This window comes from Maribacter zhoushanensis, from assembly GCF_029350975.1.
In the GTDB taxonomy this organism is placed as follows: Bacteria; Bacteroidota; Bacteroidia; order Flavobacteriales; family Flavobacteriaceae; genus Maribacter; species Maribacter zhoushanensis.
In genome coordinates this window covers 325,193-351,861 of record NZ_JARKMR010000003.1, presented here as the reverse complement: position 1 = coordinate 351,861, position 26,669 = coordinate 325,193, and the positions used below count along the sequence as shown (strand labels likewise).

At 36.1% G+C, this 26,669-nt stretch carries 17 protein-coding genes; 13 read left to right on the top strand and 4 right to left on the bottom strand.

Going from position 1 to position 26,669, the window contains the following annotated elements; translation table 11 throughout:
• The first annotated feature begins 243 nt into the window (after positions 1 to 243).
• Genes PXD56_RS11945 through PXD56_RS11925 form a run of 5 tightly spaced genes read left to right on the top strand, consistent with a single transcriptional unit; the run spans position 244 to position 9,949 of the window.
• The gene (locus tag PXD56_RS11945) at positions 244 to 3,600 is read left to right on the top strand and encodes a VCBS repeat-containing protein (protein ID WP_276493576.1); all 3,357 of its coding nucleotides are present in this window, start codon (positions 244 to 246) and stop codon (positions 3,598 to 3,600) included.
• Positions 3,590 to 6,841, top strand: a complete 3,252-nt coding sequence (locus tag PXD56_RS11940) for a VCBS repeat-containing protein (RefSeq protein WP_276493575.1) — start codon at positions 3,590 to 3,592, stop codon at positions 6,839 to 6,841. The genes PXD56_RS11945 and PXD56_RS11940 overlap by 11 nt, the downstream gene beginning before the upstream one ends.
• Before the next feature lie 4 nt (positions 6,842 to 6,845).
• Positions 6,846 to 8,177: a vanadium-dependent haloperoxidase gene (locus tag PXD56_RS11935; RefSeq protein ID WP_276493574.1), complete on the top strand. Its 1,332-nt coding sequence runs from the start codon at positions 6,846 to 6,848 to the stop codon at positions 8,175 to 8,177.
• A 22-nt stretch (positions 8,178 to 8,199) separates the two neighbouring features.
• Entirely contained in the window at positions 8,200 to 9,099 is a 900-nt protein-coding gene (locus PXD56_RS11930) for a GyrI-like domain-containing protein (protein ID WP_276493573.1), read from the top strand.
• On the top strand, positions 9,092 to 9,949 hold the full coding sequence (locus PXD56_RS11925) for a hypothetical protein (protein WP_276493572.1): 858 nt from the start codon (positions 9,092 to 9,094) through the stop codon (positions 9,947 to 9,949). The genes PXD56_RS11930 and PXD56_RS11925 overlap by 8 nt, the downstream gene beginning before the upstream one ends.
• A 9-nt stretch (positions 9,950 to 9,958) precedes the next feature.
• On the opposite strand, the gene PXD56_RS11920 is transcribed toward PXD56_RS11925, so the two are convergent.
• The gene (locus PXD56_RS11920; protein ID WP_276493571.1) at positions 9,959 to 13,681 is read right to left on the bottom strand and encodes a metallophosphoesterase; all 3,723 of its coding nucleotides are present in this window, start codon (positions 13,679 to 13,681) and stop codon (positions 9,959 to 9,961) included.
• Positions 13,682 to 13,738: 57 nt separating this feature from the next.
• On the opposite strand from PXD56_RS11920, the gene PXD56_RS11915 reads away from it, so the two are divergent.
• Entirely contained in the window at positions 13,739 to 14,956 is a 1,218-nt protein-coding gene (locus PXD56_RS11915; protein WP_276493570.1) for a Pycsar system effector family protein, read from the top strand.
• On the opposite strand, the gene PXD56_RS11910 is transcribed toward PXD56_RS11915, so the two are convergent.
• Positions 14,945 to 17,317, bottom strand: coding sequence for a GAF domain-containing protein (locus PXD56_RS11910; RefSeq protein WP_276493569.1), 2,373 nt, complete (start codon positions 17,315 to 17,317; stop codon positions 14,945 to 14,947). The genes PXD56_RS11915 and PXD56_RS11910 overlap by 12 nt on opposite strands.
• Positions 17,318 to 17,428: 111 nt before the next feature.
• Here PXD56_RS11910 and PXD56_RS11905 point away from each other — a divergent pair, with 111 nt between their 5' ends.
• From PXD56_RS11905 to PXD56_RS11875, 7 genes are all read left to right on the top strand, one after another.
• Entirely contained in the window at positions 17,429 to 18,322 is an 894-nt protein-coding gene (locus PXD56_RS11905; RefSeq protein ID WP_276493568.1) for a metallophosphoesterase family protein, read from the top strand.
• A 202-nt stretch (positions 18,323 to 18,524) separates the two neighbouring features.
• A complete protein-coding gene (aqpZ, locus tag PXD56_RS11900; protein ID WP_276493567.1) occupies positions 18,525 to 19,220 on the top strand; it encodes an aquaporin Z in 696 nt (231 codons plus the stop codon).
• A 95-nt stretch (positions 19,221 to 19,315) separates the two neighbouring features.
• Entirely contained in the window at positions 19,316 to 20,632 is a 1,317-nt protein-coding gene (locus PXD56_RS11895) for a gluconate:H+ symporter (protein WP_276493566.1), read from the top strand.
• 12 nt (positions 20,633 to 20,644) lie between these two features.
• Positions 20,645 to 21,112 carry a RidA family protein gene (locus PXD56_RS11890; RefSeq protein WP_276493565.1) on the top strand — a complete coding sequence of 156 codons (468 nt, stop codon included), beginning with the start codon at positions 20,645 to 20,647 and terminating at the stop codon, positions 21,110 to 21,112.
• Between the two features lie 5 nt (positions 21,113 to 21,117).
• The gene (locus PXD56_RS11885; protein WP_276493564.1) at positions 21,118 to 22,230 is read left to right on the top strand and encodes a D-TA family PLP-dependent enzyme; all 1,113 of its coding nucleotides are present in this window, start codon (positions 21,118 to 21,120) and stop codon (positions 22,228 to 22,230) included.
• A 2-nt stretch (positions 22,231 to 22,232) separates the two neighbouring features.
• Complete coding sequence (locus tag PXD56_RS11880; RefSeq protein WP_276493563.1) at positions 22,233 to 23,297, top strand: dipeptidase; 1,065 nt, start codon at positions 22,233 to 22,235, stop codon at positions 23,295 to 23,297.
• 107 nt (positions 23,298 to 23,404) lie between these two features.
• Entirely contained in the window at positions 23,405 to 24,058 is a 654-nt protein-coding gene (locus tag PXD56_RS11875) for a hypothetical protein (protein ID WP_276493562.1), read from the top strand.
• 5 nt (positions 24,059 to 24,063) lie between these two features.
• Here the strand turns inward: PXD56_RS11875 and PXD56_RS11870 are convergent, their stop codons facing one another.
• Positions 24,064 to 24,441 carry a PH domain-containing protein gene (locus PXD56_RS11870; RefSeq protein WP_276493561.1) on the bottom strand — a complete coding sequence of 126 codons (378 nt, stop codon included), beginning with the start codon at positions 24,439 to 24,441 and terminating at the stop codon, positions 24,064 to 24,066.
• Positions 24,442 to 24,461: 20 nt separating this feature from the next.
• On the bottom strand, positions 24,462 to 26,639 hold the full coding sequence (locus PXD56_RS11865) for an acylase (RefSeq protein ID WP_276493560.1): 2,178 nt from the start codon (positions 26,637 to 26,639) through the stop codon (positions 24,462 to 24,464).
• Between the last annotated feature and the right edge of the window lie 30 nt (positions 26,640 to 26,669).

The following is a 26,669-nucleotide window of genomic DNA, read 5'->3' as shown; positions in this document are numbered from 1 at the left end:
ATATATTGGATTATTTCCATTACTTCTAAAAAGTAGCCACTAAATCTCATTATTCATATTATTAGACCGCGCCTATAACGATTTCATTAAATTTTAACGTTGACTTTTACCAAATAAGCCTAACAAATAGTAGGTATTTGGCTATATTGCAAATTAATTTTGAACTAACTATTAAACAGGTTATTAACTCAACTTTAATAGCTAACAAATTAACTAGAAGTGCTATCTCTAACAAACTCAACAATGAACTTTAATTTGCTTAAATTAAGCTGCCTTGGTTTATTTTTATCCCTATTATATTCTTGCGGTTCTAAGGAAGATGCAAATACGTTAAAAGAAAAAACAGAACCTACCTTATTTACTCTTTTACAACCAGAAGAAACCGGTATTTCATTTGTAAATAAAGTTGCCAACTCTAAAGAATTCAACATTTTTAAATACCGTAATTTCTACAACGGCGGCGGTGTTGCCATAGGTGACATCAACAATGATGGATTAGCAGATGTTTTCTTGACCGGCAACATGGAACCTAACAAGCTATTTCTTAATAAAGGCGAAATGACATTTGAAGACATTTCAGAAACTGCCGGTATAAAAGGAAATAAGCCATGGTCTACAGGTGTAGTGATGGCGGATATCAATAATGACGGATTTTTAGATATTTACGTAAGTAACGCCGGCAACATGGAAGGCAACAACCATGATAACGATCTGTACATTAACGATGGTGACGGTACTTTTACTGAAAAAGCACATGAATACAACTTAGCTGAAACAGGTTTTTCTACCCATGCCTCTTTTTTTGACTATGACAAAGACGGCGATCTGGATGCTTACATATTAAACAACAGTAATATTCCCGTTAGTAGCCTTGGTTATGCAGAGCAGCGAGAAGTAAGAGCTCAAGATTGGGAGGGTGTACCTAAAATTTTTAGAGGCGTAGGCGATATGCTTCTGAGAAACGACAATGGTAAATTCGTTGACGTAAGTGAAGAAGCAGGAATTTATGGCAGTCTTATTGGCTTTGGTCTTGGCGTTATGGTCGTAGATATCAATAATGACCTGTACCCGGATATCTATGTTTCTAACGATTTTTATGAAAGAGATTATTTATACATCAACAATCAAGACGGCACCTTTAAAGAAGAGGTTCAAAAATGGACAAACCACTTGAGTTTATCTGCCATGGGGGTTGATATGGCAGATATAAATAATGACGGACTTACAGATATTTTCATTACCGATATGCTCCCTGAACCAGATCAGCGTGTAAAATCTGTAATGGAATTTGAAGGCTACAATATTTTTAAATTAAAACAGAGCAAAGATTTCCACCAGCAATACATTCAAAACACATTACAGCTGAACAATGGAAATGGCTCTTTTTCAGAAATCGCTTATTATAGTGGCGTAGAAGCTACAGATTGGAGCTGGTCTGGACTTTTATTCGATATGGACAATGACGGATTAAAAGATATTTATATCACTAATGGAATTAATCATGATCTTACAGATTTAGATTTCGTTGATTTCTTTGCCAACGAAATCATTCAAAAAATGGCTTTGACCGGCAGAAAAGAATCTATTGATTCTATCATTAACAAAATGCCAGTTACACCTTTACCTAACTACGCATATAGAAACAACGGAGATATCACATTCAGCAACTACAATAAACAGTGGGGTTTTGAAATACCTAGCCGTTCAAACGGTTCTGCTTACGGTGATTTAGATAATGATGGCGACTTAGATTTAGTGGTCAACAACGTAAATATGGAGACGTTTGTGTATCGCAACAATTCTGATTCGCAATCAGAAAACAACTATATCAAATTAAAATTTAAAGGTAATGACGGCAATAAGTTCGGTATTGGAACGGTTGCTCGTTTATACTACCCAGATAATATTATCGACCAGACTTTAATGCCTTCAAGAGGTTTTCAATCTTCGGTTGAATATCCTATGACCATAGGTCTTGGAGCTACAACAACATTAGACTCCATTCGTATTATATGGCCTAATGGCGCTACTGCTAAGCTAACCAATGTAAAAGCTAACCAGACCATTACATTTAATCAAGAAGAAGCTAGCGAAGTATTTAAGATTAATAAAACGGAAACTCCTACTCTTTTAAAATCTATAGATAACAATACTTTCTTGACCCATAAAGAAAACAACTATATGGACTTTGATAATGAAGGATTGATTTCTAAATCATTGGCAGAAGAAGGTCCCGGCTTAGCAGTTGGTGATGTAAATGGAGATGGAAATGATGATATTTTCATTGGTGGCGCAAAAAATCAAACTGGTGCATTATATCTTCACAAGGGCAACGGTTCACTTTCTAAACCTATTGTAAAATATTTTAAAACCGAAGCACCATTAGAAGACACCACTGCTTCCTTTTTTGATTCGGATAATGATGGTGATTTAGACCTTATGGTCGGTACGGGGGGTAATGAATTAGGTTTGCAAGGCAGTTATGGCATTCGACTATATCTGAACGATGGAAATGGCAACTTTTCTTTAAGTACAAACAAACTACCAAATATCAACAAAAATGTAGCCGTTGTCGCTCCTTCAGATTTTGATAGTGACGGTGATATTGATGTTTTTGTAGGATCAAGAAGTGTAGTTGGTACATACGGTATAAACCCTGATCATTTATTTCTCTTAAATAACGGTGATGGTACTTTTACAGATATTACCGAACGCTCTGCATACGACCTAAAAGATGCAGGGATGATTACCGATGCCAAATGGCTAGATATGGATGGTGACGGTAAAGATGACCTAGTAACCGTTTCTGATTGGGGTAGCCCAAAAATTTATAAAAACTCTGGCAGAAGACTTAGCGATTCTAAAAGCTCTCTTGACAGCCTTAGTGGTTGGTGGGGTGCCGTAGAAGGTTATGATTTGGATAACGACGGAGACCAAGATTTAATTTTAGGTAATACGGGCAGTAACATTCATTACAAACCTGCACCTGGGCAACCTATGAAAATGTGGGTAAATGATTTTGATAATGATGGAACCATTGAACAAATAACCACACAAAATTATGATGGCGGCGATTATCCTCTTCATCAAAAAAAGGAATTAACTACTCAAATATTAGCACTTAAGAAAAAGAACATTAAAGCTTCTGAATACGCTTCAAAAACAATTCAAGAGTTATTTTCAAAAAATGTTATTGACAACACCATTCTAAAAGAAGCTAGTATTGCTGAAACCGTAATTGCCATAAATAATGGTAATGGCAATTTTACTATTAAAATTTTACCTCCTCAAGTTCAATTTTCCTGTATTTGCGGTATTCAATGTTTAGATGTAAACAAAGACGGTAATCTTGACCTTGTAATGGCAGGTAATAATTTTGAATTTAAACCTCAGTATTCTCGATTAGACGCCAACTACGGCAACGTTCTTCTTGGTGATGGAAAGGTGAATTTTGAATGGAAAAACTATACTGATAGCGGGTTCTTCATAAGAAATGAAGTAAAACAACTACAAATAGTAAAAGATAAAAAAGGAAATGAATTTATCATCGCAGCTATCAACAATGACACTCCAAAATTGTATCGATTAAATGAAGAATAATTTACTGTACATATGTGTATTGGTATTTGCCATTGGTTGCAAACAGAATTCAGGAGAGTTATTTGTAAAACACAATGCTAATGATACAGGTATCGCTTTTGAAAATACTTTAACCGAAACCAAAGACCTAAGTATTTTAGACTACCTATATTTTTATAATGGTGGCGGTGTTGCCATTGGCGACATCAATAACGATAGTTTACCCGACATTTATTTTTCAGGAAATCAAGTGAAAAATAAATTATACTTAAACAAAGGTAATTTACAGTTTGAGGATATTACAGAAACAGCAGGTGTCGCTGGCGACAGCTCCTGGAATACGGGTACGATCATGGGCGATGTAAATGGTGACGGACTTCTAGATATTTACGTGTGTGCTGTTGTTGGTCTAAATGGATTTAATGGATACAATGAGCTTTTTATAAACCAAGGCGATGCAACATTTAAGGAAAGTGCCGCGGATTACGGTTTAGATTTCGAATCTTACAGCTCATCAGCAGCTTTCTTAGATTATGATTTGGACGGAGATTTAGATATGTATCTTCTAAACCATGCCATTCATACACAAGATTCTTATGGAAATGCTCAAATAAGACACAACCGTATTTATGAAACGGGCGATAAATTATTACGAAATGACAATGGTAAATTTGTAGATGTTAGTGAAGATGCCGGTATTTATGGCGGTGTCAATGGCTACGGTTTAGGTATTGCCGTTTCAGACTTTAATCAAGACGGATATCCTGATCTTTATATTGGTAATGACTTTCATGAAGATGATTATTATTATATAAATAATGGCGATGGTACTTTTAAAGAAAGTCTTAAGGAAGCATTTGGACATACTACACGTTTTTCTATGGGTAGTGATGTTGCAGATATTAACCACGATGGATTACCAGATTTAATTTCTTTGGATATGTTGAGCAAAGACGAAATCGTCTTAAAATCTTCTGAAGGTGATGACGACGTCCAAATTCAAAAAATGAAGACCAAGTCTTTTGGTTATCACAATCAATATACTAGAAATATGCTATCTGTAAACCAGCCAAATGGCAAGTTTTTAGAAACAGCTTTACAGAGCGGAGTAGCGGCTACAGATTGGAGCTGGAGCGCCTTATTTGGTGATTTCAACCAAGATGGCGAACAAGATTTATACATTAGCAACGGTATACCAAAGCGTCCTAACGACCTAGATTACATCAACTATATATCTAACGAGAACATTCGGTCTAAAATCAATAACACCAATCTTGTAGACCAGAAAGCCCTTAAAATGATGCCTTCTGGTTTTGTTGGCAATATGATTTTTAAAGGAGCTAAAGACCTTCAGTTTATTGATGAATCTAAAAATTGGATTGCACAAGACACCATTATTTCTGGAGCAACCGCCTATAGTGATTTAGATAATGATGGCGATTTAGATTTAATAACCAACAATTTATACAGCAAAGCAGGAATTCAAGAAAATACCACGAACAGTCAACGTAATTGGCTAAAAATTAAACTGAACTATACCAAGAATAATACATTCGGGATTGGTACTAAAATATTCTCATACGCCAACGGAATTCAACAGTTTAAAGAAATGTACACCGTTCGCGGATTTCAAGCATCTTCTGAACCGATTATACATTTTGGGTATGGAGAACTTGAAAATATTGATTCCCTTAAAATTATTTGGCCAGACAAAAACATTCAGTTGGTTAAAAACATTGCTGTCAATCAAACACTATATCTAAATCCTGAAAACACTCAGCCTTTTAATTATAACTCACTTAAACAGAAAGAAAATGTGTTGTTTGAAAAAGCTTCAAACAACCTGGGCATAGACTATGTTCATTTGGAAGATGCTTACAGTGATTATTTACGTCAAAAACTGATTCCTTATCAAATGTCCGATAGAGGTCCTGCGGTAAGTATTGGAGATTTAAACGGTGATGGAAAAGACGACATATTCTTTGGTGGAGCTAAATATATTCCGTCACAAATATACGTTCAAGGCGATTCTACATTTTATTCAAAAAATTATCAAGAAATCAAAAAAGACAGTATCAAGGAAGACATTGCCTCTATTCTTGGTGACTTTAATTTAGACGGTAAAAATGATCTTATAGTAGGTACTGGTGGCGCAGATTTTTTCAATGAAATGAAGCCGCTCATCAATTCTTATTACGTTTCAAATGATTCTGTTTTCACCAAAAATGAATTTCCAGACCTATTCGAGAATACATCTGTTCTTTTGAAATTAGATTATGATCATGATAACGACTTAGATATCATTATCTGTAACCAATCTATTAGTGCAGATTATGGAAACAAACCCAACAGCTATCTTTTAAATAACGAAAATGGTGATTTCAAAGTAGCAACAAGTCCGTTCGAGAACTTAGGAATGGTTACCGATGCCATTGTAACAGATTTTAATAATGATGGTTGGGAAGATATTCTATTTGTTGGTGAATGGATGTCACCAAGATTCTTTCAAAATTCTAAAGGAACATTTGAAGAAATACATCCCTTAGAAAATAAAAACACGAACGGTTTATGGCAAGCAATTACCAGTTTTGATATTGATGGTGATGGTGACCAAGACTACCTTTTAGGTAACTGGGGGCTAAATACTAAATTTACCGCTACGCAAGATCACCCCATGAAAATGTTTTATGGCGACCTTGATAAAAACGGAGCTACAGAAACTATTGTCAGCACTTATAAAGATGGTAAAGATTATCCCGTAGACGGTTTAAAAGAATTATCTAGCCAGTTAGTAGCTCTTCGCAAAAAATTCAATACTTATAGTTCTTTCGCAGGAAAATCAATGGAAGAAATATTAGGAGAAGATATGCTACCAAATGCTGAAGTTCTTGAAGTACATACTTTAAGCTCTGGTTACTTACAAAACAATGGCGGTAAGTTTTCTTTTATACCATTTAGCTATGAACTACAATTGGCACCAATAATGGCATTCTTAGAATTTGATTTTAACGGAGATACTAAAACCGAAGTTTTGGCTGCAGGAAATTATTTTGGCGTAAAACCATACCACGGTCGTTTTGATTCTTTTCCCGGGGCATTGATTAGTAGCACCAACAATGTTACCTTAGCCAATGAAATAGGACTGGATCTTACAGGTAAATCTATTCGAAGCATGAATATTTTAAACGCAAACAACAAAAAATACATTTTACTCACCTTTAACAATAAGGCTGCAGAAGTGTATAGCATACTCAAACCTTAGTACAATGAAGAAGTATTTATTTATCATAATAACAGGTGTTATACTTGCGAGTTGCACCGAAAAGAAAAAAGAACCTATAGTAGTATCTCCTGATCAATTACATAACTCTATTGATCATGTCATAGATATTATGATTCATGATATTTTCTCACCACCGGTAGCAAGTAGAATATTTGCCTACCCTAATATTGCGGCATACGAGATTGTTGCGCAGGTAAATCCAAAATACACGACACTATCAGGTCAATTGAAAGGTCTTACCCCAATACCTGCAATTGATACCGTATCCACCATTAACCCTCAACTATCCGCTTTAATTGCGCATATGAATATTAGCAAGCAACTTATTTTCTCAGAAGATAAATTTGATGTTTTACAAGATAGCCTTTTCACGCAGTGGAAAACAATGAACGAACCAGAGTTTGAAGCATCTAAAACCTACGGATTAAAAGTGGCAGAGCATATTAAAGCGTGGATGAATAAAGATAATTACAGCCAAACCCGTACTATGCCTAAGTTTACTGTAAATACTGATGACCCAGCAAGATGGCAACCTACCCCACCGGCATATATGGATGGCATAGAACCGCATTGGAATAAAATTAGACCATTTATAATAGACTCGGCATCACAATTTAAACCAATTCCGCCACCACCTTTTTCTCTGGAAAAAGATTCTGATTTCTACAAAGAGCTTATAGAAGTTTATAACATTAGTAATGATATTACTAAAAATGGTGATGAATCTGACGAAGTAGCCATTGCAAAATTTTGGGACTGTAACCCCTACGTTTCAGTAACAAGAGGACACTTAATGTTCGCTACCAAGAAAATTACTCCTGGTGCGCATTGGATCGGAATCACAAAAATTGCAAGTAAAAAAGTAAATAATGATTTCGACGATACGGTATTCGCCTATACAAAAACTTCAATGGCAATTGCCGACGGATTCATTAGCTGCTGGGATGAAAAATATCGCAGTAATTTAATTAGACCAGAAACATTGATCAATCAACATATTGACGAGAACTGGAAACCTATTTTACAAACACCCCCTTTTCCTGAATATACCAGTGGCCATAGTGTAGTTTCAGGTGCTGCTGCAACTGCCCTAACTAGTATTTTTGGTGAAAATTTCAGTTTTGAAGACGATACCGAAACACCATATGGTCTACCTATTAGAAAGTTTAACTCTTTTAACGAAGCTGCCGATGAAGCCGCTATTAGTAGAATGTATGGAGGTATTCATTACCGAGCTGCCGTTGAAGTGGGTGTTGGCCAAGGTAGAAAAATTGGTGAGCTATTGAATTCTAAAATCAAAATGAAAAATAATTAAATTTTACGCATAACAAACAACAATGAGAAAAGGCATTACCATTATAATAGCGGTCATATCTATTGCATTACTCTGGTATTTTTTCATAAAACCGCAAGATTACCAAATAAGAGTTATAGCTAAGTCTAACACAGGAACAGTTAATCAAGCATTAAAATCATGGAGTAAAACGCTTCAAGAAGCCTCTATACGCCAAAAAGATGATTTAGCGCATCTAGAACAAATGATTGTTGCCGGCGATTCTACACATATCTATAATTGGAATATTACCCCAATTAATGATTCAACTTCTCAATTAGTTGTCAATGTGAAGGACAAGGATCACAGCTTTACAAATAAGCTATACATTCCCTTTACCGACACCAACTTTGAGAAACAAGCCAGAAAAACGGTTACCGATTTTATAGAAAGTTTAAATACCCATAGAAAAGAGTTTAAAGTAACTTTTATGGGTGAAGATCATTTACTGTCTACCTATTGCGCCTGTGTTGAACATAAAACCACACAAAGTAATAAAGCCTTTGGTATGATGGAAAGTTATCCTTTTATGAATTCTGTTATCGCCAGCAACGGAATTCAAGTGAATGGCGTTCCTTTTATAGAGACTACTGATTGGAATATGCAGAACGATAGCATTAGTTTTAATTTCTGTTACCCTATCATTAAAACCGACTCTCTACCAGTAATTAAAGATCTTGTTTACAAAGAGTTCATAGGTATGAAATCGTTAAAGGCAATTTATAACGGTAATTATATGACCTCTGATAGGGCTTGGTACACCTTACTAGATTACGCTAAAGAGAAGAATATTGATGTCGACAAAAAACCCATAGAGTTCTTCTTTAACAATCCTAACATGGGCGGTGATGCTTTACGTTGGAAAGCTGAAATATTCATGCCATTAACAGATCAAGATGAGTAAAACAATCTTTACAACATTACTATTTATTTCTACACTTACATCTTGTTCCAATTATGGACAACTAAACGTAATTGCAGATTTACCAGGTAGTTTATCTGAAAATTCTGGTCTTGCTACTTATAATGATTCCACTGTATGGGTCATAGAAGACGGTGGTAATAAAGATGAAATTTATCAAGTTAGCTTAAAGGGAGAAATACTTAAAAGTTTAGAAGTTAAAAATGGTAAAAACCATGATTGGGAAGATCTTACAAAAGACACTTTTGGTAACCTCTACATAGCTGATATTGGCAATAATGCCAACAAACGTAAAAATTTGGAAATCCTAAAACTCCCAAATCCTACTACAGAGCCCGGCGACAAAATTGACGCTGAAAAAATTGAACTATACTACCCTGACCAAAAGCAATTTCCACCAAAAAAAAATGCTTTGTTCTATGATTCTGAAGCCATTTTTCACCACGGTAATAAGATTTATATTGTAACTAAAAACAGATCAAAATCCTTTACGGGAGAAGCTCATATCTATTCTGTACCGGACACCAAAGGAAAGTATGAAGCCAAACTGATTGGTTCTTTTACCCCGTGTTCAGATTGGAATATTTGTCAAATAACCTCTATAGCCATTTCTCCAAAAGGAGATAAAATTATAGCGCTCAGTTACGGTAAACTATTTATATTCACAGATTTCACTTGGGATGATTTTACCAAAGGTAACATGCAAGAAATTGATTTAGGAGCACGCTCGCAATTAGAATCTGTTTGCTTTCTAAATGACAACACCCTTCTCATCTCAGATGAGAAAGCTCATGGAGAAGGGGGAAACCTATATACCTATTCTTTAAAATAAAAAACTTTTTTAGAAGCCAAAACCTAACCCAAAAGTAAATCTTGCTCCGTCTTCACTCGCAAATATTGCAGTATTTACAGAGATAATATCCGAGGCATTTAAAAAGAATCCGCCACCATAAGAAGTGTGCCAGCGACCAGAATTCATTTCCGGCATCCATACCCTACCATAATCAAATCCGCCAAAGAGACCCATTGCCGTTGGCAATAATCTAGTTCTCTTCTTTTTTAAGCTAAATCTAATATCAGTATTTTGATAGTAAGATGTTTTACCTGTAAAACGTTGATTTCTAAATCCACGAAGACCATCTAAACCGCCAATGCTGGCAGCTTGGTAAAACTCATATTCATCACCAATATTAAAATGCGCTTTCCATTTCGTCGCCAATACTAACCTACCATTGGGGATCAGTTTATAATCAAAACTTAGACTTGGTATAATGTAACCAAAACTACCGCCTTCTTTAGAGAGATTTTCTTTAAACCCAGCTTCTAATGACGTTCCCATACCCAAGGTTGGGAAAGCTTCATTATCCCTGTTTTCATAATTATATGCAGCATGAGCCCCTACAAAATCACTATTGGTTTCTTCTCCGTTCTGTTGGTAAAAGGTATTTATAAATCTGTCATTCGTTTCTTCAACACTGATATTTTCATATGACAGTCCTAACTTTACCTTGGCTCCCAATTGTCCTCTCCAAATTAATGAAGGAAAAAAATCTATCTGCCGTAATTTAACCCTGTTATAATCCAAACCTAAATCATCATCGAAATTTTCGGTATTGTTACCAAAACCAAAAAAGTTGATTGCAAAATTAGGACTCGTAAATCTAGCAGAAAGTTCTGCATTCCAATTCTCAAATATGTGGGCAAATTCTCCTTGATATTTAAAATCGAAACCACTTGTAGCAAAATAATAAGATGCTGCAAAAGTGTGCTGTTGGGTAAAGGGGTTTTGCCTAAAACCGTTATATGTATATGTATTTACAAAACCTATTCTAACACCATCATCTGGATTAAATCCTATGGTGGGTATAATCTGGTTGAAACTATTTCTCAACTTTAGCGGCTGATAGGTGTTTAGCTCATAATCATCTGACAATTTTACTTTTGCACCACCTGTTTCTTCAAATGTGTTCTTCTTACTTTTAAAGTCATATAAAGCAACGTTTCTACCATCTTCTACCCTATAGATATCATTATTGTGACCACCGATTATACGAACCTTTACACCAGAATAGTGAGACGGATTTTTAATCTCAAAAATATCATCATCATCTAATCCAAAAACCCACAATTCTTTAGTATCTTCTTTAATAAAAACTTTATAATAGAATAGTCGTTTTTTCTTATCACCTATATTTCTAAATACTTTTACTTCAGTCTCTTCATCATTTAGCCTATTAATCTCAAACCAATCATCTTTATCCGTTCCTGCAACTACAGCATATTTATTTAATATTCTATAATACTCATTTGCTGTTTCTTCGATATGGCTCAATCTCGCCAATAGAACCTTTTTAATTTCATCTACCGTTTCATCACGCACTTCTTCTGGAAAAGATTTAAATGCCTCATCTATATCACTAGGCTTTAGATTTTCTTGTAAATATCTAGCTTGCTCTAACCATTGACTTTTTTCTGTTTCGCCCAATAATGTCAAATCAAGTACATAGGTCATTGGTGATGAATTAAAGCCTTTTACACTTCTAATATCTTCATTAAAGCCTTCCATTAATCTTAACCCTGGTATAATACGGGTAGCTATTTTCATTAACGCGCCATCACCCATTTTAGAGAACACTTGATCACGATCCCTAGGTATAGGTCTATAAATGATCTTGCCCTTCTTCTCGTCTTTAAATTCTGCCCAACGCCACTGATCTACATGACGATCCCAATCGCCCAAAACCATATCAAAAAGTCGTGCTCTTAAATAGAGGGCTTTATCCACTTCGTACTTTTCATCATCACGAAGGTCCTCTAGCATACCATCTGTACTCGTTAAATTATTAGAATACCCAAAACTTGCTAAATCTCCATGACCATCGCCAGTATGCTCTTCAATCATATACAGTTCATCACCAAAGGTTTCGTTATACTCTTTTAAAGCTGGCTGTTTAGGCACGTAATATAAAACCGGGTTGGTATGATAAATACCTACTGCATCAGATAATTTTGCTGTTGTAAACGGCCCATAGGGGTGTGATCCCGTATAAAAGTCTTGTAATATCTCTTGTGTATATGTTTCTTTTAAATCATCTAGCACATACTGATCTTGAAAAGCCATGGACTGCAAATACAATTCCGCGCTTTTCCTTAAAGCCCTCATCACAAATTCCCTTCCATCTTTTGCTCGCAAACGTAATGATTTAGATTGATGACCACCTCCTTTTTTAACTGGTACCAAACCACCAAAAAGAGAATCTATATTTACGGTTGGTACGGTCACCTCGGTACCATAATACTTTCGGTAGCGGTCACCCCATATTCCTTTATAAAATCCGCTTTTATCAATTTCGCCCTTTGTATAAACAGATGCCTTTACACTATCAGGAAATTCATTGGAAAATTCACCAATATATTTTTTTTGAGTTGATGGCAGAACTTCATTAGTAAATAAAAACTCTTCGTTTTCATCATCTCCTACACCATAAAAACGAACTCTAGAAGAACCATCTTTATATACTTCTAAAGTAGCATATCCCATTTTACCGGTATTGAATTGAGAACCGTTGAGCAAACGTGTAAAACCTTCTTTTGCACCAGAACCGCTAACAATTTGCGGAGTATTATTTTCTACAAAATATTGTAATGTATGTTCATGCCCAGATGCAAAAATTACGCGATCAGAATATTGTGCCAATGTAGTTACCCTATTCATTAATTCTCGATAACGCTTATTGTTTACATCTTCTACAGATGCACCAGAAGTATTTCTAAGTATATTAATGAACGAACCTAGTACAGGTAATGGCACCGCCATTTTCTTAGGATACAAATGTTTTTTTATCGAATATTGCCCACCATGCTCACCATAACTATTACTAGGGTGATGCATTGCAATAACCGTTGTACGGTCGCGGTAATCTTTTATAGCATCTTCAAGTTCTAAGAAAAACTTTGCCCTACTTTTAATATCACACTTATCATTAATATCTGGGCGTTTGTCCCAATTTGTCAAATACCATTCTGTATCAATAGTTATAACAGCAACATCATCACCTATTTCCACAACATCTATAGGGCAGCCGTTCTCTGGTAAAAATGGATCTTTTTCTTTTTTCTTAAGTGCTTTCTTTATATAATTTTCTTCTCTTTCAAGACCTACTAAACCTTCTGTATACCAATCGTGATTTCCTGGTATAAAAAGAGGTCTTCCTTTAAAATTATTTAATGTATTGACCTGGGCATCTAAATGATTCTTAGCTGTTCTATAGGCATCGGTAGAATCTTTTGGGTCAGGCAAACCGGCAGGATAAATATTATCGCCTAAAAAAATGGCCGTGCTATTCTCATCTGCCTTGTCTAATCTATTCTTAAAAATTTTCAGAGCAGGATTCATTCCTCCCATAGGAGATAAACCAGCATCTCCAATTAAATAAAAGGTATGTGATATCTCTTTTTCATCATTTACATCTATACCATATTTTTCATCTACATACTTTGTATTATACGTAGCACAGCTAGTAATGAATATAAAAACCGACAGATATGCATATAATTTTTTCATAGTAACGTTGCCCATCTTTAAAATTTTGTAATTTGGGTATTTGAAACCAATTTTTCCATGTCAAAAATCTTAGATAATACACAACAGTTTGTAACTGACTTACTTACCAATCATCTGGATAAGAAGTTTTTATACCATAATCTAAGACATACCCAAAGAGTCGTTAAAAGTACTAAACAATTACTGGAATCATGTTCTCTATCCGATCAGGATAAGGAACTTCTTGTATTAGTTGCCTGGTTACATGATACCGGCTACACAAAGGGCACCGCCAATCACGAAGAAAGTAGCTGTGACATTTCAGAGAATTTTTTGACAAAAGAAGGTTATGACAAAGAAAAAATAAAGAAGGTGAAATCTTGCATACTAGCCACCAAATGGAATGCACAGCCAACCAATTTAATGGACGAGATTATACGCGATGCAGATTCTTCTCATTTTGCACAAAGCAGCTATCTTGAAACCTCCGATCTTTTACGTGAAGAACTTAAACTGCTCGGTTTAAAAAACTACAACCAAAAAGATTGGTTAGAACTGAATATTCAAGTTTTTAGAACAGACCACCAGTATTATACAGATTATGCTAAAGAGAATTGGCTACCTAAAAAAGACAAAAATTTAAGAAAGCTGATAAAAGACAAAAAGTCCGAAAAGAAACTTGCTAAAAAAGAAAAACTAAAAGCACAGTTCAAAAGCGAAAGTCCGGATCGTGGTATACAGACCTTATACCGAGTTACCCTTAAAAACCATATAACCCTAAGTGATATTGCAGACACAAAAGCAAACATTTTACTTTCTGTAAATGCCATTATCATATCATTAGCCCTATCTAACCTTATCCCTAAATTAGACAACCCGTCTAACGATTATTTAATTTACCCAACTGTAATTTTCGTATTCTTTAGCGTAGTTTCTATGGTATTGGCAGTATTGGCAACCAGACCTAACGTTACCAGTGGCGAGTTTACCAAAGAAGATGTAGCCAACAAAAATGTAAACCTCTTATTTTTTGGCAACTTTCACAAAATGGCTTTAAGTGAGTATGAATGGGCTATTCAAGAAATGCTAAAGGACAAAGATTACATCTATACATCTTTAACCAAAGATCTTTATTTTCTTGGTATTGTACTGAACAGAAAGTATTCATTACTGCGTTGGACCTATACCATTTTCATGATCGGTATGATCCTTTCCGTAATAGCATTTGCCGTTTCGTTTAAATTCTTTGGTCCAGACCGAAAAATAGAATTATTGAGCCAGGTGTTATTCTTTTAAGGCATCCATAAGATCCTGGTAGGTATATGTCTTTTCAGGTTCTTGCTCTCTTTTATAAAGAATCTCTGCACGTATAGCCTTTAAGCCAGAAACACCTTGTAACCCCTCTAACTCTACAATTTCTATTTTGTTGGTAAAGCAACCTTTAGACCTTAAGAACTTGATATATCTTAAATACTCCAATTCATCTTTCTTTTGTGAATACACAATAGACAGCACACCTTTCTGAGTTAACCTTTTATCGGTGCCCTTTATATAAGATTTATCAATTCTTTTTTTAATAACTTCATAACGGGCATTGTACGTGCCATCTACATCAAATTGTTTTTCATCCATTCTAAATCGAATAGATAACGATGTGTTATATACCAATATTAAAGAGGCTGCATCTAACGGTACCGGTAATTTTGGCTTTAAAGCATAATGTGCATTTTCCATTTCACACATTACCTGTAATTGCCACAACCTTAAATTATTAAGATATAGTGAATTGTATTCTTTGTTTTCAGAAATTGAAGAACCAATATACATGTTATGCTCTACGCCGTCTGTTTTGTAACGCTCGTAAAAGTGAGGAAACATTGCCTGTGCACTTTCTTGTCTTTTATCAATTACCGAAGAAAGCTTTTTATTGATTAATGTTACGCTCTCGTCATAGTTCTTTCTATGATCGTAATAAGAGCCCGTACCCATATCTATCTTAGACTCATATTTTAATATATGCTTCTCTATTTCTTTGTCAGACTTTTTAAGATGCTCAAAAACAGGGAATATTTCTTCATGTACAAAATCAAATATAGCCTGTTCACTATTCGTATAAAGCATTTCCTTTATACTCTCTAAATGATTGTTCACCCTAAAGATCAGCTCTTCATAAATTGGCAAATTCCACTTCTTTTGTGCTATGTTAAGCACATTGTCTATCTCAGAAAGCTGAATCATTAAATCGCGCTGAATGGCTAAATTTCTAGCTTGGGAAGAATCTTTTATGTCAATTTGACCGAATAACGGATACACATCTTTAAAAACAATTTCTTTAAACGATGGAGATTTCCCCTCTGCCTCATCAATCATAAACTTTTTTGCCTCTTCTTGAAATTTCCAGTAAACCGATGAATGAACAGAAGTACACTCGTTCTGAATTATAGCATCTATTCTATTGGTCTCTTCAACATTGGCACGTACAACGGCAGATACTATAAACGGTAATACGTCATCTAACTTTTGGGCATTTACTCCATTAAGCACTCCCTTCTTTTTAGAAACGATTTCTAAAACCCCTAAAAGGTTATTCTCATAAGCTATAGGAGCAAAAATGGCACTTTGTATGCCTTGCTCTTTAAGCCCTTTATAAGGATTCATATTACCTGACTGCTCTACCTTACTGTCCATATCTGTGATTGTAAAGTATGAATTGTGATCTATGAGCTTATCATAAGAATCTGCACACAATGCACTTTTACAATCCATATGGTGCAACCCACCTAGCAGAAAGCTATCAAACCCCATACCTGCAACCTCTTCAAATTCATCTTTTTTAGCATCAAAAGAAGCAAAACCCACTTTAATATTTGGCAATCTAAAGAACGACTTGAAAGTTTCCTGCAGATCATGCATGAAGTTTGTAGGCTGTATGGTATCCTTAGAAATTAATTTTGTCTTAATATTTGAAATCGCTTGCTCCATGGTAACATCGAACAGATTGGCAATTACAAAACCTTTAGATATAAAACTTTCTGGCGGTATTTTCTCCATCCACAGTTTAATGTCGTTTGGACTAGCCAAAAGCTCATCTACATCTTTTTGCGTAATTTCTTTTGCTCTCTCCGTAGGTATAACATCAATAAAATCTGCATTGTACAAAATACGGTAATGACGCATTACCCCATTGGCATCTGGAATATCATAAAAATAGGGACGGCTAAAATCTATATGATAACCATAATAATAATTCAAGACCACTACGCAGCTCATGATATAATCCATATCATCGCTTACATTTCTTAACTCTGGCTCATAGTCTTTACCAGCCTCTTCAATTATTTTTTGAAAACGATTAGAAGACTTTATGATCATATCTTGATAAGGCAAGGTTGCTACCTTTATCTCATTACCACTTAAAGCTTCTGTAAATGTATCTTGTAGAATTTTATTTATAAGATCTTTGTTCTTCTCTAATAATGTAAAATCTGAAAAACCATCTCGTAGTTCAGGAAAACCCTTCTCAATAGATAAAATACGCTCAGCGGTAGCCGCCAAAAAAGGATCATCACCCTTTAAATGTTCATCATACTTCTGTAGAAGTTTTTCAAAACTAATGAGGTGCTTTACCGGCATTATCTTTCTTTCGTGCTTTCCCATGGTTGAGTTAGTCTACTAATTTGAGGTAAAGTTACAAAACATACCATATTTTTTTAGCGCACTAAGCCCTATGGTTGACTTGATTTTCGGATATTTAACGAAAATTTACCCATGTCATCGGATAGTAGACTTAATAGAGCTTACAAAAACGCCAAAGTTATTCCGTTTGACGACGCATCTAAATTCATACTTTTTAGCGATTGCCATAGGGGAGACAACAGTTTTGCCGATGATTTCGCTAACAACAGAAACATCTATTTTCACGCCTTACAATTCTATCACTCACAAGGGTTTGACTACTGTGAACTTGGTGATGGCGATGAACTTTGGGAGAACATTCATTTCGAGTCTATTTTTGAGGCTCATAAAAATGTATTCAAGCTTTTAAAGCAATTTCATTTAGAGCAAAGATTGCATATGATTTGGGGAAATCATGATATGGTCTACAAAGATGAAGCTTATGTAAAGAAGCATTTATCTAGTTACTTTGAGCCTATTGATGATAAAGACAAATCTCTTTTTGAAGGTATTAAATATCATGAAGCGCTTATTCTTAAACACAAAGAAACGCAGCAAGAAGTTTTTCTTACCCACGGGCACCAAGCAGATTGGTGGAATTACAGGTTTTGGCGAGTAGGTAGATTTTTAGTGAGAATTCTTTGGAAACCTCTTCAAGTTTGGGGTATAGCCGATCCTACATCTCCCGCTAGAAACTATACCGAACTTATAAAAGTTGAACGACGTACAAAAAAGTGGATTTTAAAGAACAACTCAAAAGTTACTGTTGTTGGCCATACGCATAGACCGCGCTTTCCTGAACCTGGCGATATTCCCCTATTTAATGATGGCAGCTGCGTTCACCCAAGAAGTATTACCGGTATTGAAATAGAAAATGGCAATATTTCTCTGATCAAATGGCAAATAAACACCACCGATGATGGCACTCTTCGCGTTGTTCGTATTCTATTGGAAGGACCTCAGAAACTGGCAGATTATATAGAATAAGTATACCATAATGCGGTACTTTATCTGCTTTATCATTTCTAAATCAAATATTTAAATAATCATATTAAATTAGATTCTTTTATAAGAATACTTTTGTGCAATATGTATTTTGTATGAAAATTCTTAAAAATATATCCAAAATATTGTGACTTATATAAATTTTTAGTTTCTAAACTAATACAATCAATTAAACCTTATAAAAATGAAAAAATTTATTGCAGAATTTATCGGTACGTTATGGCTGGTATTAGGTGGTTGCGGTAGTGCCGTACTTGCCGCAGGATTTCCGGAAATGGGTATTGGCTTCGTTGGCGTCTCTTTGGCTTTCGGTTTAACCGTCGTTACCATGGCATATGCGATTGGTCATATTTCTGGTTGCCATTTAAACCCGGCCGTAACTATAGGTGTTTGGATAGGTGGTCGTTTTGAAGGCAAAGATGTTTTCCCCTATATCGTTGCCCAAGTAATGGGCGGTATTGCGGGTGCAGCAATACTTTTTCTTATTGCTTCGGGTAAATCTGATTTCGTTCTTGGCGGTTTTGCCTCTAACGGTTATGGTGAACATTCACCAGGAGGATACGGTATGACTTCTGCTTTGATCATAGAGGTAGTAATGACATTTATATTCTTATTCGTAATTCTGGGATCTACCTACACAAAAGCTCCAAGAGGTTTTGCAGGTTTGGCAATTGGACTTTGTCTTACCTTAATTCACTTGATCAGTATTCCCGTAACAAATACATCCGTTAACCCTGCTCGTAGTACAAGTCAAGCACTTTTTGTTGGTGATTGGGCTTTAGACCAGCTTTGGTTATTCTGGCTGGCACCTATAGTTGGGGCTATTATAGCAGGATTGGTTTACAAAGCTATTTCACCAGAAATGACAGATAAATTATAGAACTTTAAAGATTACGCTCATCGTATTTAGTTAAAATATGATGAGCTTTTTTTTTATGGTATATTTAGAGAATCAACTAAACAACTCTATTAAATATGCCACTACTCATTGTTATTATAGGAATTCTTCTCCTATTCATTCTTATTGCCAAATTCAAATTAAATGCCTTTATCACTTTTATCATCGTTTCTTTATTCGTTGGTATTGCTGAGGGTATGGAACCCATTAGCGTTGTTGATTCCATTCAAAAAGGTATCGGTAACATTCTAGGTTTTCTTGTTATTATTTTAGGTCTTGGTGCCATGCTGGGCAAATTGGTAGCCGATAGTGGTGCGGCGCAGCGTATTACCACTAAATTAGTAGAGAAATTCGGAAAAAAGAACATACAATGGGCAGTAGTACTAACAGGCTTCATTGTTGGTATACCTATGTTTTACTCCGTAGGTTTTGTCATTTTAGTTCCTCTGGTTTTTACTATTGCAGCTGCAACCGGTTTACCTCTTTTATATGTAGGTTTACCCATGCTAGCGTCTTTATCGGTAACACACGGTTATCTACCTCCACACCCTGCACCAACTGCTCTTGCAACCATGTTCAACGCAGATATCGGTAAAACTTTGTTATACGGCATCATAGTAGCCATACCCGCAATTATCGTTGCCGGACCGTTACTTTCAAGAACCCTAAAAGGTATTAATGCTACACCCCTGAAAGAATTTCTAAACCCTGTAATTCTCAAAGAAGAGGAAATGCCCAGCATGGCAAACAGTATTATAAGTGCACTTTTACCTGTAATCCTTATTGCCATTTCGGCATTGGCCAAGCTCTTATTACCTGCGGATTTTTTTCTTACCAAAATTTTAGTTTTTATGGGCAACCCTGCTATTGCCATGCTCATAGCAGTATTAGTCGCTATTTACACGCTAGGCTTAGGTCGCGGTAAAAGTATGAAAGAGGTTATGGATTCTGTTGGTAGCGCTATTACCGGTATTACCATGGTACTCTTGATTATTGCTGGATCGGGTGCCTTAAAACAAGTTCTTATTGATAGCGGGGTCAGTGAATATATTGGTGGTATTTTAGAGCAATCTTCTATTTCTCCTTTAATTTTAGCATGGCTGATCGCTACAGTAATTCGCGTTTGTGTTGGTTCCGCAACCGTTGCAGGTTTAACAGCTGCTGGCATTGTACTGCCTCTTGTTCAAGGTACGGGTGCTAGTCCAGAATTAATGGTACTGGCAATTGGATCAGGGAGTTTAATGCTATCTCATGTAAACGATAGCGGATTTTGGTTATTTAAAGAGTACTTTAATCTATCGGTTAAAGACACATTAAAAAGCTGGACAGTAATGGAAACTACTGTTGGTATTATGGGCTTAATCGGTGTTTTGGCTATTAACGCCTTCATCTAAAAAATTATAAAAATGCAAAAAAAGCCATCTGAAAGAATTAAGGAACTAGGGTTAATTTTACCTCCTGCCCCACCTCCCGCAGGGCTATACAAGCCTGTTTTAGTCGTTGACCATTTTTTATATATTTCCGGTCAGGGACCTATGCAAAATGACGGGTCGTTGATTGTAGGCAGAGCCGGTCATGATATGACAATGGAAGAGGCTAAAGTTGCCGCAAGACAAGTTGCCTTGACTATGTTTTCTACCATACAAACCCATTTTGGTGATATCGATAAAATCAAAAGAATCGTAAAAACATTGGGAATGGTAAATTCTACTCCAGATTTTGGTCAACAGCCTTTGGTCATTAATGGATTCAGTGAACTTATGGCTGATATTTTTGGACCTGATAACGGCGTAGGTGTTCGTAGTGCCGTAGGAATGATTTTACCAGGAGGAATTCCCGTAGAGATCGAAGCTCATTTTGAACTACATCATTAACAATTATGGCAAACGAAAATTGGTATTCTATTCACAATCCTGATGGCGTAATTTCCCCTTCTTTATTAGTATATCCTGATAGAATTCAACACAATATTAATTTAATGATTTCTATGATCGGCGACGTAAACAGACTACGTCCGCATGTTAAAACATACAAAAACGCCAATATCATTAAGATGCAAATGGCAGCAGGAATTCATAAATTCAAATGTGCTACCATTGCCGAGGCAGAATTACTTGGAGATTGCAAAGCGAAAGACGTATTACTGGCCATGCAGCCTGTTGGTGCCAATGCACAACGTTTTATTGAATTGATTAAAAAATACCCGAATACCAAGTTCTCAACCCTTATAGATAATTCTAAAACGCTTACTATTCTTAGTGACATAGCTGCATCCAACAACATTAAAATTCCGATTTGGATAGATATTAATAATGGTATGAACCGTACCGGAATTGCTCCCAATCAAAGCGCCTTAGAATTATATAATCAATTACATGAAATTAAATACTTAATTGCAGAAGGACTTCACGTTTACGATGGTCATTTACGTAATTCAGACCCCATAATACGAGAGCAAAATTGCAATACAGCTTTTGAAGCGGTTATCAACTTAAAGAAAAGTATTGAAGACAAAAACATACCTAGCCCAAAAATAGTAGCTGGTGGGTCGCCAACGTTTCCATTTCATTGTAAACGTACAGATATAGACGCTAGCCCTGGAACTACGCTGCTTTGGGATTCTGGATATGGAAACCTTTTCCCTGAAATGAAATTTCTACCTGCAGCTGTATTATTCACACGAATATTAAGCAAACCGACAACAGGCATTCTGTGTTTTGATCTTGGTCATAAATCTATTGCTCCAGAAATGCCTTTTCCTAGAATTGAGTTTTTAGACTTAAAACACAGCAAACAAATAAGTCAGTCTGAAGAGCATTTGGTAGTAGAGTATGATGATCTTACCATTCCTGAAGTTGGTGATGTCCATTATGCCGTACCAAAGCATATTTGCCCAACCGTGGCGAAATACGATACACTAACCGTGATAGAAAACAACACCGTTGTTGATCATTGGCCGGTAACTGCCAGAACTCAAAAATCTACTATTTAAACATGTTTATATTTGATGCCCATTTAGACCTTTCCATGAATGCGATGGACTGGAATAGAGACCTTACCTGGTCTATTGAAGAAATTAGACAAAGTGAACAAGGTTTAACCGACAAGCCTGGCCGTGGTAACAATACCGTTTCTTTAGAAGCCATGCGCAAAGGAAATGTAGGACTCTGTATGGCAACTCAAATTGCTAGATATGTGCATAAAGACAATTCCCTACCGGGATGGAAATCGCCGCAACAGGCATGGGCACATACACAAGGACAACTTGCATGGTACAAAAGTATGGAAGAGGCTGATGAAATGGTTCAGATCACCAACAAAACCCAACTTGATGCCCACCTAGCACTTTGGAAAACGGACGAAGAAAAAAAGCCTATTGGTTATTTACTAAGCCTGGAAGGAGCAGATTCTATCGTTGACATCTCATACCTACAGAAAGCATATGATTCTGGACTTAGAGCTATAGGTCCGGCACATTATGGTCCGGGTACTTATGCTCACGGAACAAATTCAGTTGGCGGTATTGGAACCAAAGGAAGAGAACTTCTAAAAGAAATAGAACGACTAGGACTTATTCTTGACGTGACTCATCTTTGTGATTTAAGCTTTTGGGAGACGATGGTGAATTATGACGGTCCTCTTTGGGCAAGCCATAATAATTGTAGAGCTTTAGTAAATCACCATAGACAATTTACTAATGAGCAATTGAAAGAAATTATAGCTAGGCAAGGTGTTATAGGCGTTGTTCTAGATGCTTGGATGATGACACCCACTTGGGAAAGAGGTGTTTCTACCCCGCTATCTGCAAACGTAAGTCTACAACAAATCATAGACAACATAGACCATATATGTCAATTAGCGGGTAACGCCAACCATGTGGGTATTGGTTCTGATCTTGATGGCGGCTTTGGAACGGAACAAGGTCCGGCCGATGTAGATACCATTGCAGATCTACAAAAAATGACCGGATTATTGGAAGATAGAGGATACTCTAAACTAGATATTGAGAAAATTATGAACGGAAATTTCATTGACTTTCTAAGACGAAATTTAAAATAGAATAGCTCGTTCATCGAAAAAACAATATCCTATACTTATTTTAACGAAGCCTTAAGTACGCATGGCAGGGTATTTGTTATCTTTATTTCATCAATATTTGAAATTCGATGAGAAACCTTTTATTTCTTTTTATTGTCTTGTTCTGCTTTTCTGCGGTAAAGGTTTCTGCGCAAACGGACCTGCCAACGTCAAAACCGCTTAAAATCGATAAAGTTAACCCTATTAATTCTAGTGGTACTCCAAATAAAGGATCTGTTCTAAATATGCCTAATCTAATTAAAGAACAGCCTAGTGTAGACATGACCGCCCCTAACCCGGTGAAAATGTTACGAGATGAGGAACTTGTTCAAGCAGGCGCAGGCATGAAAATAGACCCGCGTATTGCACCAGGTGAACGCTTAGGCGGATCAGGTCAATATTTTGCAGATCAATATCTAGGTGATGTAAAGAGTAGTGGAAAATTTATAGGTATTGTTTGTAGAGATCATGAATACGTTGATGGTGATCGTGTAAAAATATACATGAACGATATGGTCGTAGAACAAAACCTTTTACTAACAGGAGCATTTAAAGGAATCAATGTCGACCTACAAGACGGATTTAACCGTTTAGATTTTGAAGCGCTTAATCACGGATCATCTGCACCTAACACTGCACAGGTTGATGTTTATAATGACAAAGGGGAACTAATCTATTCTAATAAATGGCTTTTATCCGCGGGCTCTAAGGCAACATTGATTGTTACCAAAGAATCAATGTAGCACTTCTACATTACCTTACTTGCCAAATAGCGCTGTACTTCATAAACATCAATACTCTTATTAAATTTTTTACTTACGCTAGGGACATTTTCACTAGATATCCAGATTTTTAATTCCGCATCCAAGTCAAAAGTTCCAGAAGTCTCTAAAGAAAATCTAGAGATATTTTTGTAAGGCAAAGATTTGTATTCAACTTTACTACCTGTTATTCCCTGTATATCAATAAGAATCAAACGTTTATTGGTAAACATAAAAACATCACGTAATAAAGAAAAACCCAACTCAATCTGCTCGCCATCTACCAATAATCGACCATATTTATTCAACAATTGTTCCGCGGAAACTTCACTTGCATTAACTAATATTTTATTCAATAATCCCATCGTGTATTTTTTATATCAATTTATCTTTTCCCAGGCGCATATGTTTCTTCCGCTCTTTTCAAAACATCTTCTCGATAATAAGGAACCACTTTCCAATCTACATTCTTATATTTAATAATTTGATCATCAAAATGTGGTGAAGACGGGTCTCCACTTTGTCCGCCAGCTAACATACTCTTAGCTTGTACCTTATCACCAAATTCTACAACTGCCACAAAACTATTACCTCTTGTACCGTATATTTTCTTTGCCCCTTCGGTAGTATAACGAGCACCATAAGCAGCTAACGCTCCCCATCTACCAGAAGCAAACCCAATAGGGATACTAGGTTTAGCATCATCGAATTCTTGTTTAATGTCTCCGGTTATACGTTGATATCTATTGACTTCTCCCCAAGGCATATTCCATGTAACAAAGTCTGCCGTTAATTGATCAATTACCTCTTCAAATATTTTTAAGGATTCTTTCGTATGTGTACCAAAATAAGTCATGCGCTCCATGTCACTTATATTTTTTGGATGCTTGGCTTTTTTACCCATGGCAGTACCATAAAAATGCGCCAAAGTCATGGCTACCTGATTTTCACCTGTTGTGTAATCCCAATCTTCTAGAATCTTTATGGGCTCTCTTAACTTAGGGTTTTGATCATCATTAGCATAATAAGCTTTTACCAAACCAGGAATCAATGCTTTGAACGCCGGTAAATATGGATCATGTGCTAATTGAATTAAGCTATCTACCGTATATCCTTTTCTATCTTTCAATAATTCTATAGCATGTACTCCTCTAAAATTCTCTTGATCTTTAGACATGTAATTTGGGTAGTCTTTTTTCTTAGGGCTAAATTCTAAGGCTGATGTATACGGGGTGGAATTACAGTTTTGTATCCATCCGTTTTCTGGATTTAATACCAAAATGTTTTCATCGACCGAGTGCAAGCCTTGCCAATCTGTTTTAGGGTTACTGCCGTCTACCGGTTCTGTATAATCAAATTGAACATCTCTTTTTGGAACGTAATTTCCATGAAAATAAGCGATGTTGCCTTCCGCATCTGCATAGACAGTATTGTTACTAGAATTGGTACGGATGTCCATCATTTCACGAAATCCTTTGTAACCGTTTTGTTTTGTACGGATGAATGACTGCTCTAACGCCTTTACCGGCTCCCACATCATTGCCGATGCTGTCCTCTGCCCTTCTGCAACATGAGTTATTGGACCATGATGCGTTCTATATGCCGGATATTTTTTCTCTTTCAGCTTTTTCCCATCAAGGTATTTCAATGTAATCTCAGAAGATTCCACAGGTCGTAGCTCTTCACCATATTGATAGAATAAATTATCATCGTTCTTAACTATGCTTTCTTTAAATTCATCCATAACATCAGTATAAGTAGATGTATGCATCCATCCGGTTTTTTCATTGAAACCTTGATAAACGAAAAACTGACCCCAAGTTACCGCACCGTAGGCATTTAATCCTTCCTCTGAAACCACATGAACTTCTCCCCTAAAATAAAATGAGGTATGCGGATTTATCAATAACAACGGATTACCTGATTGGGTTAATTTACCTGAAATAGCAATTCCATTAGAACCTTGCGGCTCTTCAGCTTCTTTCTGTTTTTTTAACTCTAGGGCTTCCATTTTTGGCAATTCCATATCACTTTCATAAAAAGCAGCAATTTTCTTTGTTGAAATTCGCTCAATATCGCCCCCAATTGACCCCTCACTGAAGTACATTGGCATCCACGGTTCAAAATGTGTTAATAGTCTAGGTTTTACCTTTGGGTGTGTATATAAATAGTAATTGACCCCGTCAGCAAAGGCATCACACAACTCTTTTAACCAAGCGGGACTGTTTTCATAATTCGCTTTTGCCTCTTCTTCCGTCATGAACAGTTTTGCACGCAAATCGCTATACAACGCCTCTTCCCCATCTACTTCTGCCAACCTACCTGTTGCCCAAATATAGTTTTGCTCTACTCTATTAAAATCATCTTCGCACTGCGCAAATAACAATCCGAACACTGCATCGGCATCTGTTTTACCATAAATATGGGGAACTCCAAAATCATCTCTTATAATTTCAACATTCGCAGCTTGGGCTTCCCATTTTTCTATTTCTCCCTTCTCTGGCTTATTAGTCTTACATGATAAAACCAATACAAATGCCAACAAGTAAATTATTCTGTTCATGAATGCTTATTTTTTTGAATATTTGAGATA

Coding starts and splice junctions, on each gene's coding strand:
- PXD56_RS11885 (WP_276493564.1), top strand. CDS start 21,118: ATGGCAAACGAAAATTGGTATTCTATTCACAATCCTGATGGCGTAATT.
- PXD56_RS11915 (WP_276493570.1), top strand. CDS start 13,739: ATGTCAAAAATCTTAGATAATACACAACAGTTTGTAACTGACTTACTT.
- PXD56_RS11925 (WP_276493572.1), top strand. CDS start 9,092: ATGAGTAAAACAATCTTTACAACATTACTATTTATTTCTACACTTACA.
- PXD56_RS11890 (WP_276493565.1), top strand. CDS start 20,645: ATGCAAAAAAAGCCATCTGAAAGAATTAAGGAACTAGGGTTAATTTTA.
- PXD56_RS11905 (WP_276493568.1), top strand. CDS start 17,429: ATGTCATCGGATAGTAGACTTAATAGAGCTTACAAAAACGCCAAAGTT.
- aqpZ (WP_276493567.1), top strand. CDS start 18,525: ATGAAAAAATTTATTGCAGAATTTATCGGTACGTTATGGCTGGTATTA.
- PXD56_RS11930 (WP_276493573.1), top strand. CDS start 8,200: ATGAGAAAAGGCATTACCATTATAATAGCGGTCATATCTATTGCATTA.
- PXD56_RS11935 (WP_276493574.1), top strand. CDS start 6,846: ATGAAGAAGTATTTATTTATCATAATAACAGGTGTTATACTTGCGAGT.
- PXD56_RS11865 (WP_276493560.1), bottom strand. CDS start 26,639: ATGAACAGAATAATTTACTTGTTGGCATTTGTATTGGTTTTATCATGT.
- PXD56_RS11910 (WP_276493569.1), bottom strand. CDS start 17,317: ATGGGAAAGCACGAAAGAAAGATAATGCCGGTAAAGCACCTCATTAGT.
- PXD56_RS11870 (WP_276493561.1), bottom strand. CDS start 24,441: ATGGGATTATTGAATAAAATATTAGTTAATGCAAGTGAAGTTTCCGCG.
- PXD56_RS11875 (WP_276493562.1), top strand. CDS start 23,405: ATGAGAAACCTTTTATTTCTTTTTATTGTCTTGTTCTGCTTTTCTGCG.
- PXD56_RS11920 (WP_276493571.1), bottom strand. CDS start 13,681: ATGAAAAAATTATATGCATATCTGTCGGTTTTTATATTCATTACTAGC.
- PXD56_RS11880 (WP_276493563.1), top strand. CDS start 22,233: ATGTTTATATTTGATGCCCATTTAGACCTTTCCATGAATGCGATGGAC.
- PXD56_RS11940 (WP_276493575.1), top strand. CDS start 3,590: ATGAAGAATAATTTACTGTACATATGTGTATTGGTATTTGCCATTGGT.
- PXD56_RS11945 (WP_276493576.1), top strand. CDS start 244: ATGAACTTTAATTTGCTTAAATTAAGCTGCCTTGGTTTATTTTTATCC.
- PXD56_RS11895 (WP_276493566.1), top strand. CDS start 19,316: ATGCCACTACTCATTGTTATTATAGGAATTCTTCTCCTATTCATTCTT.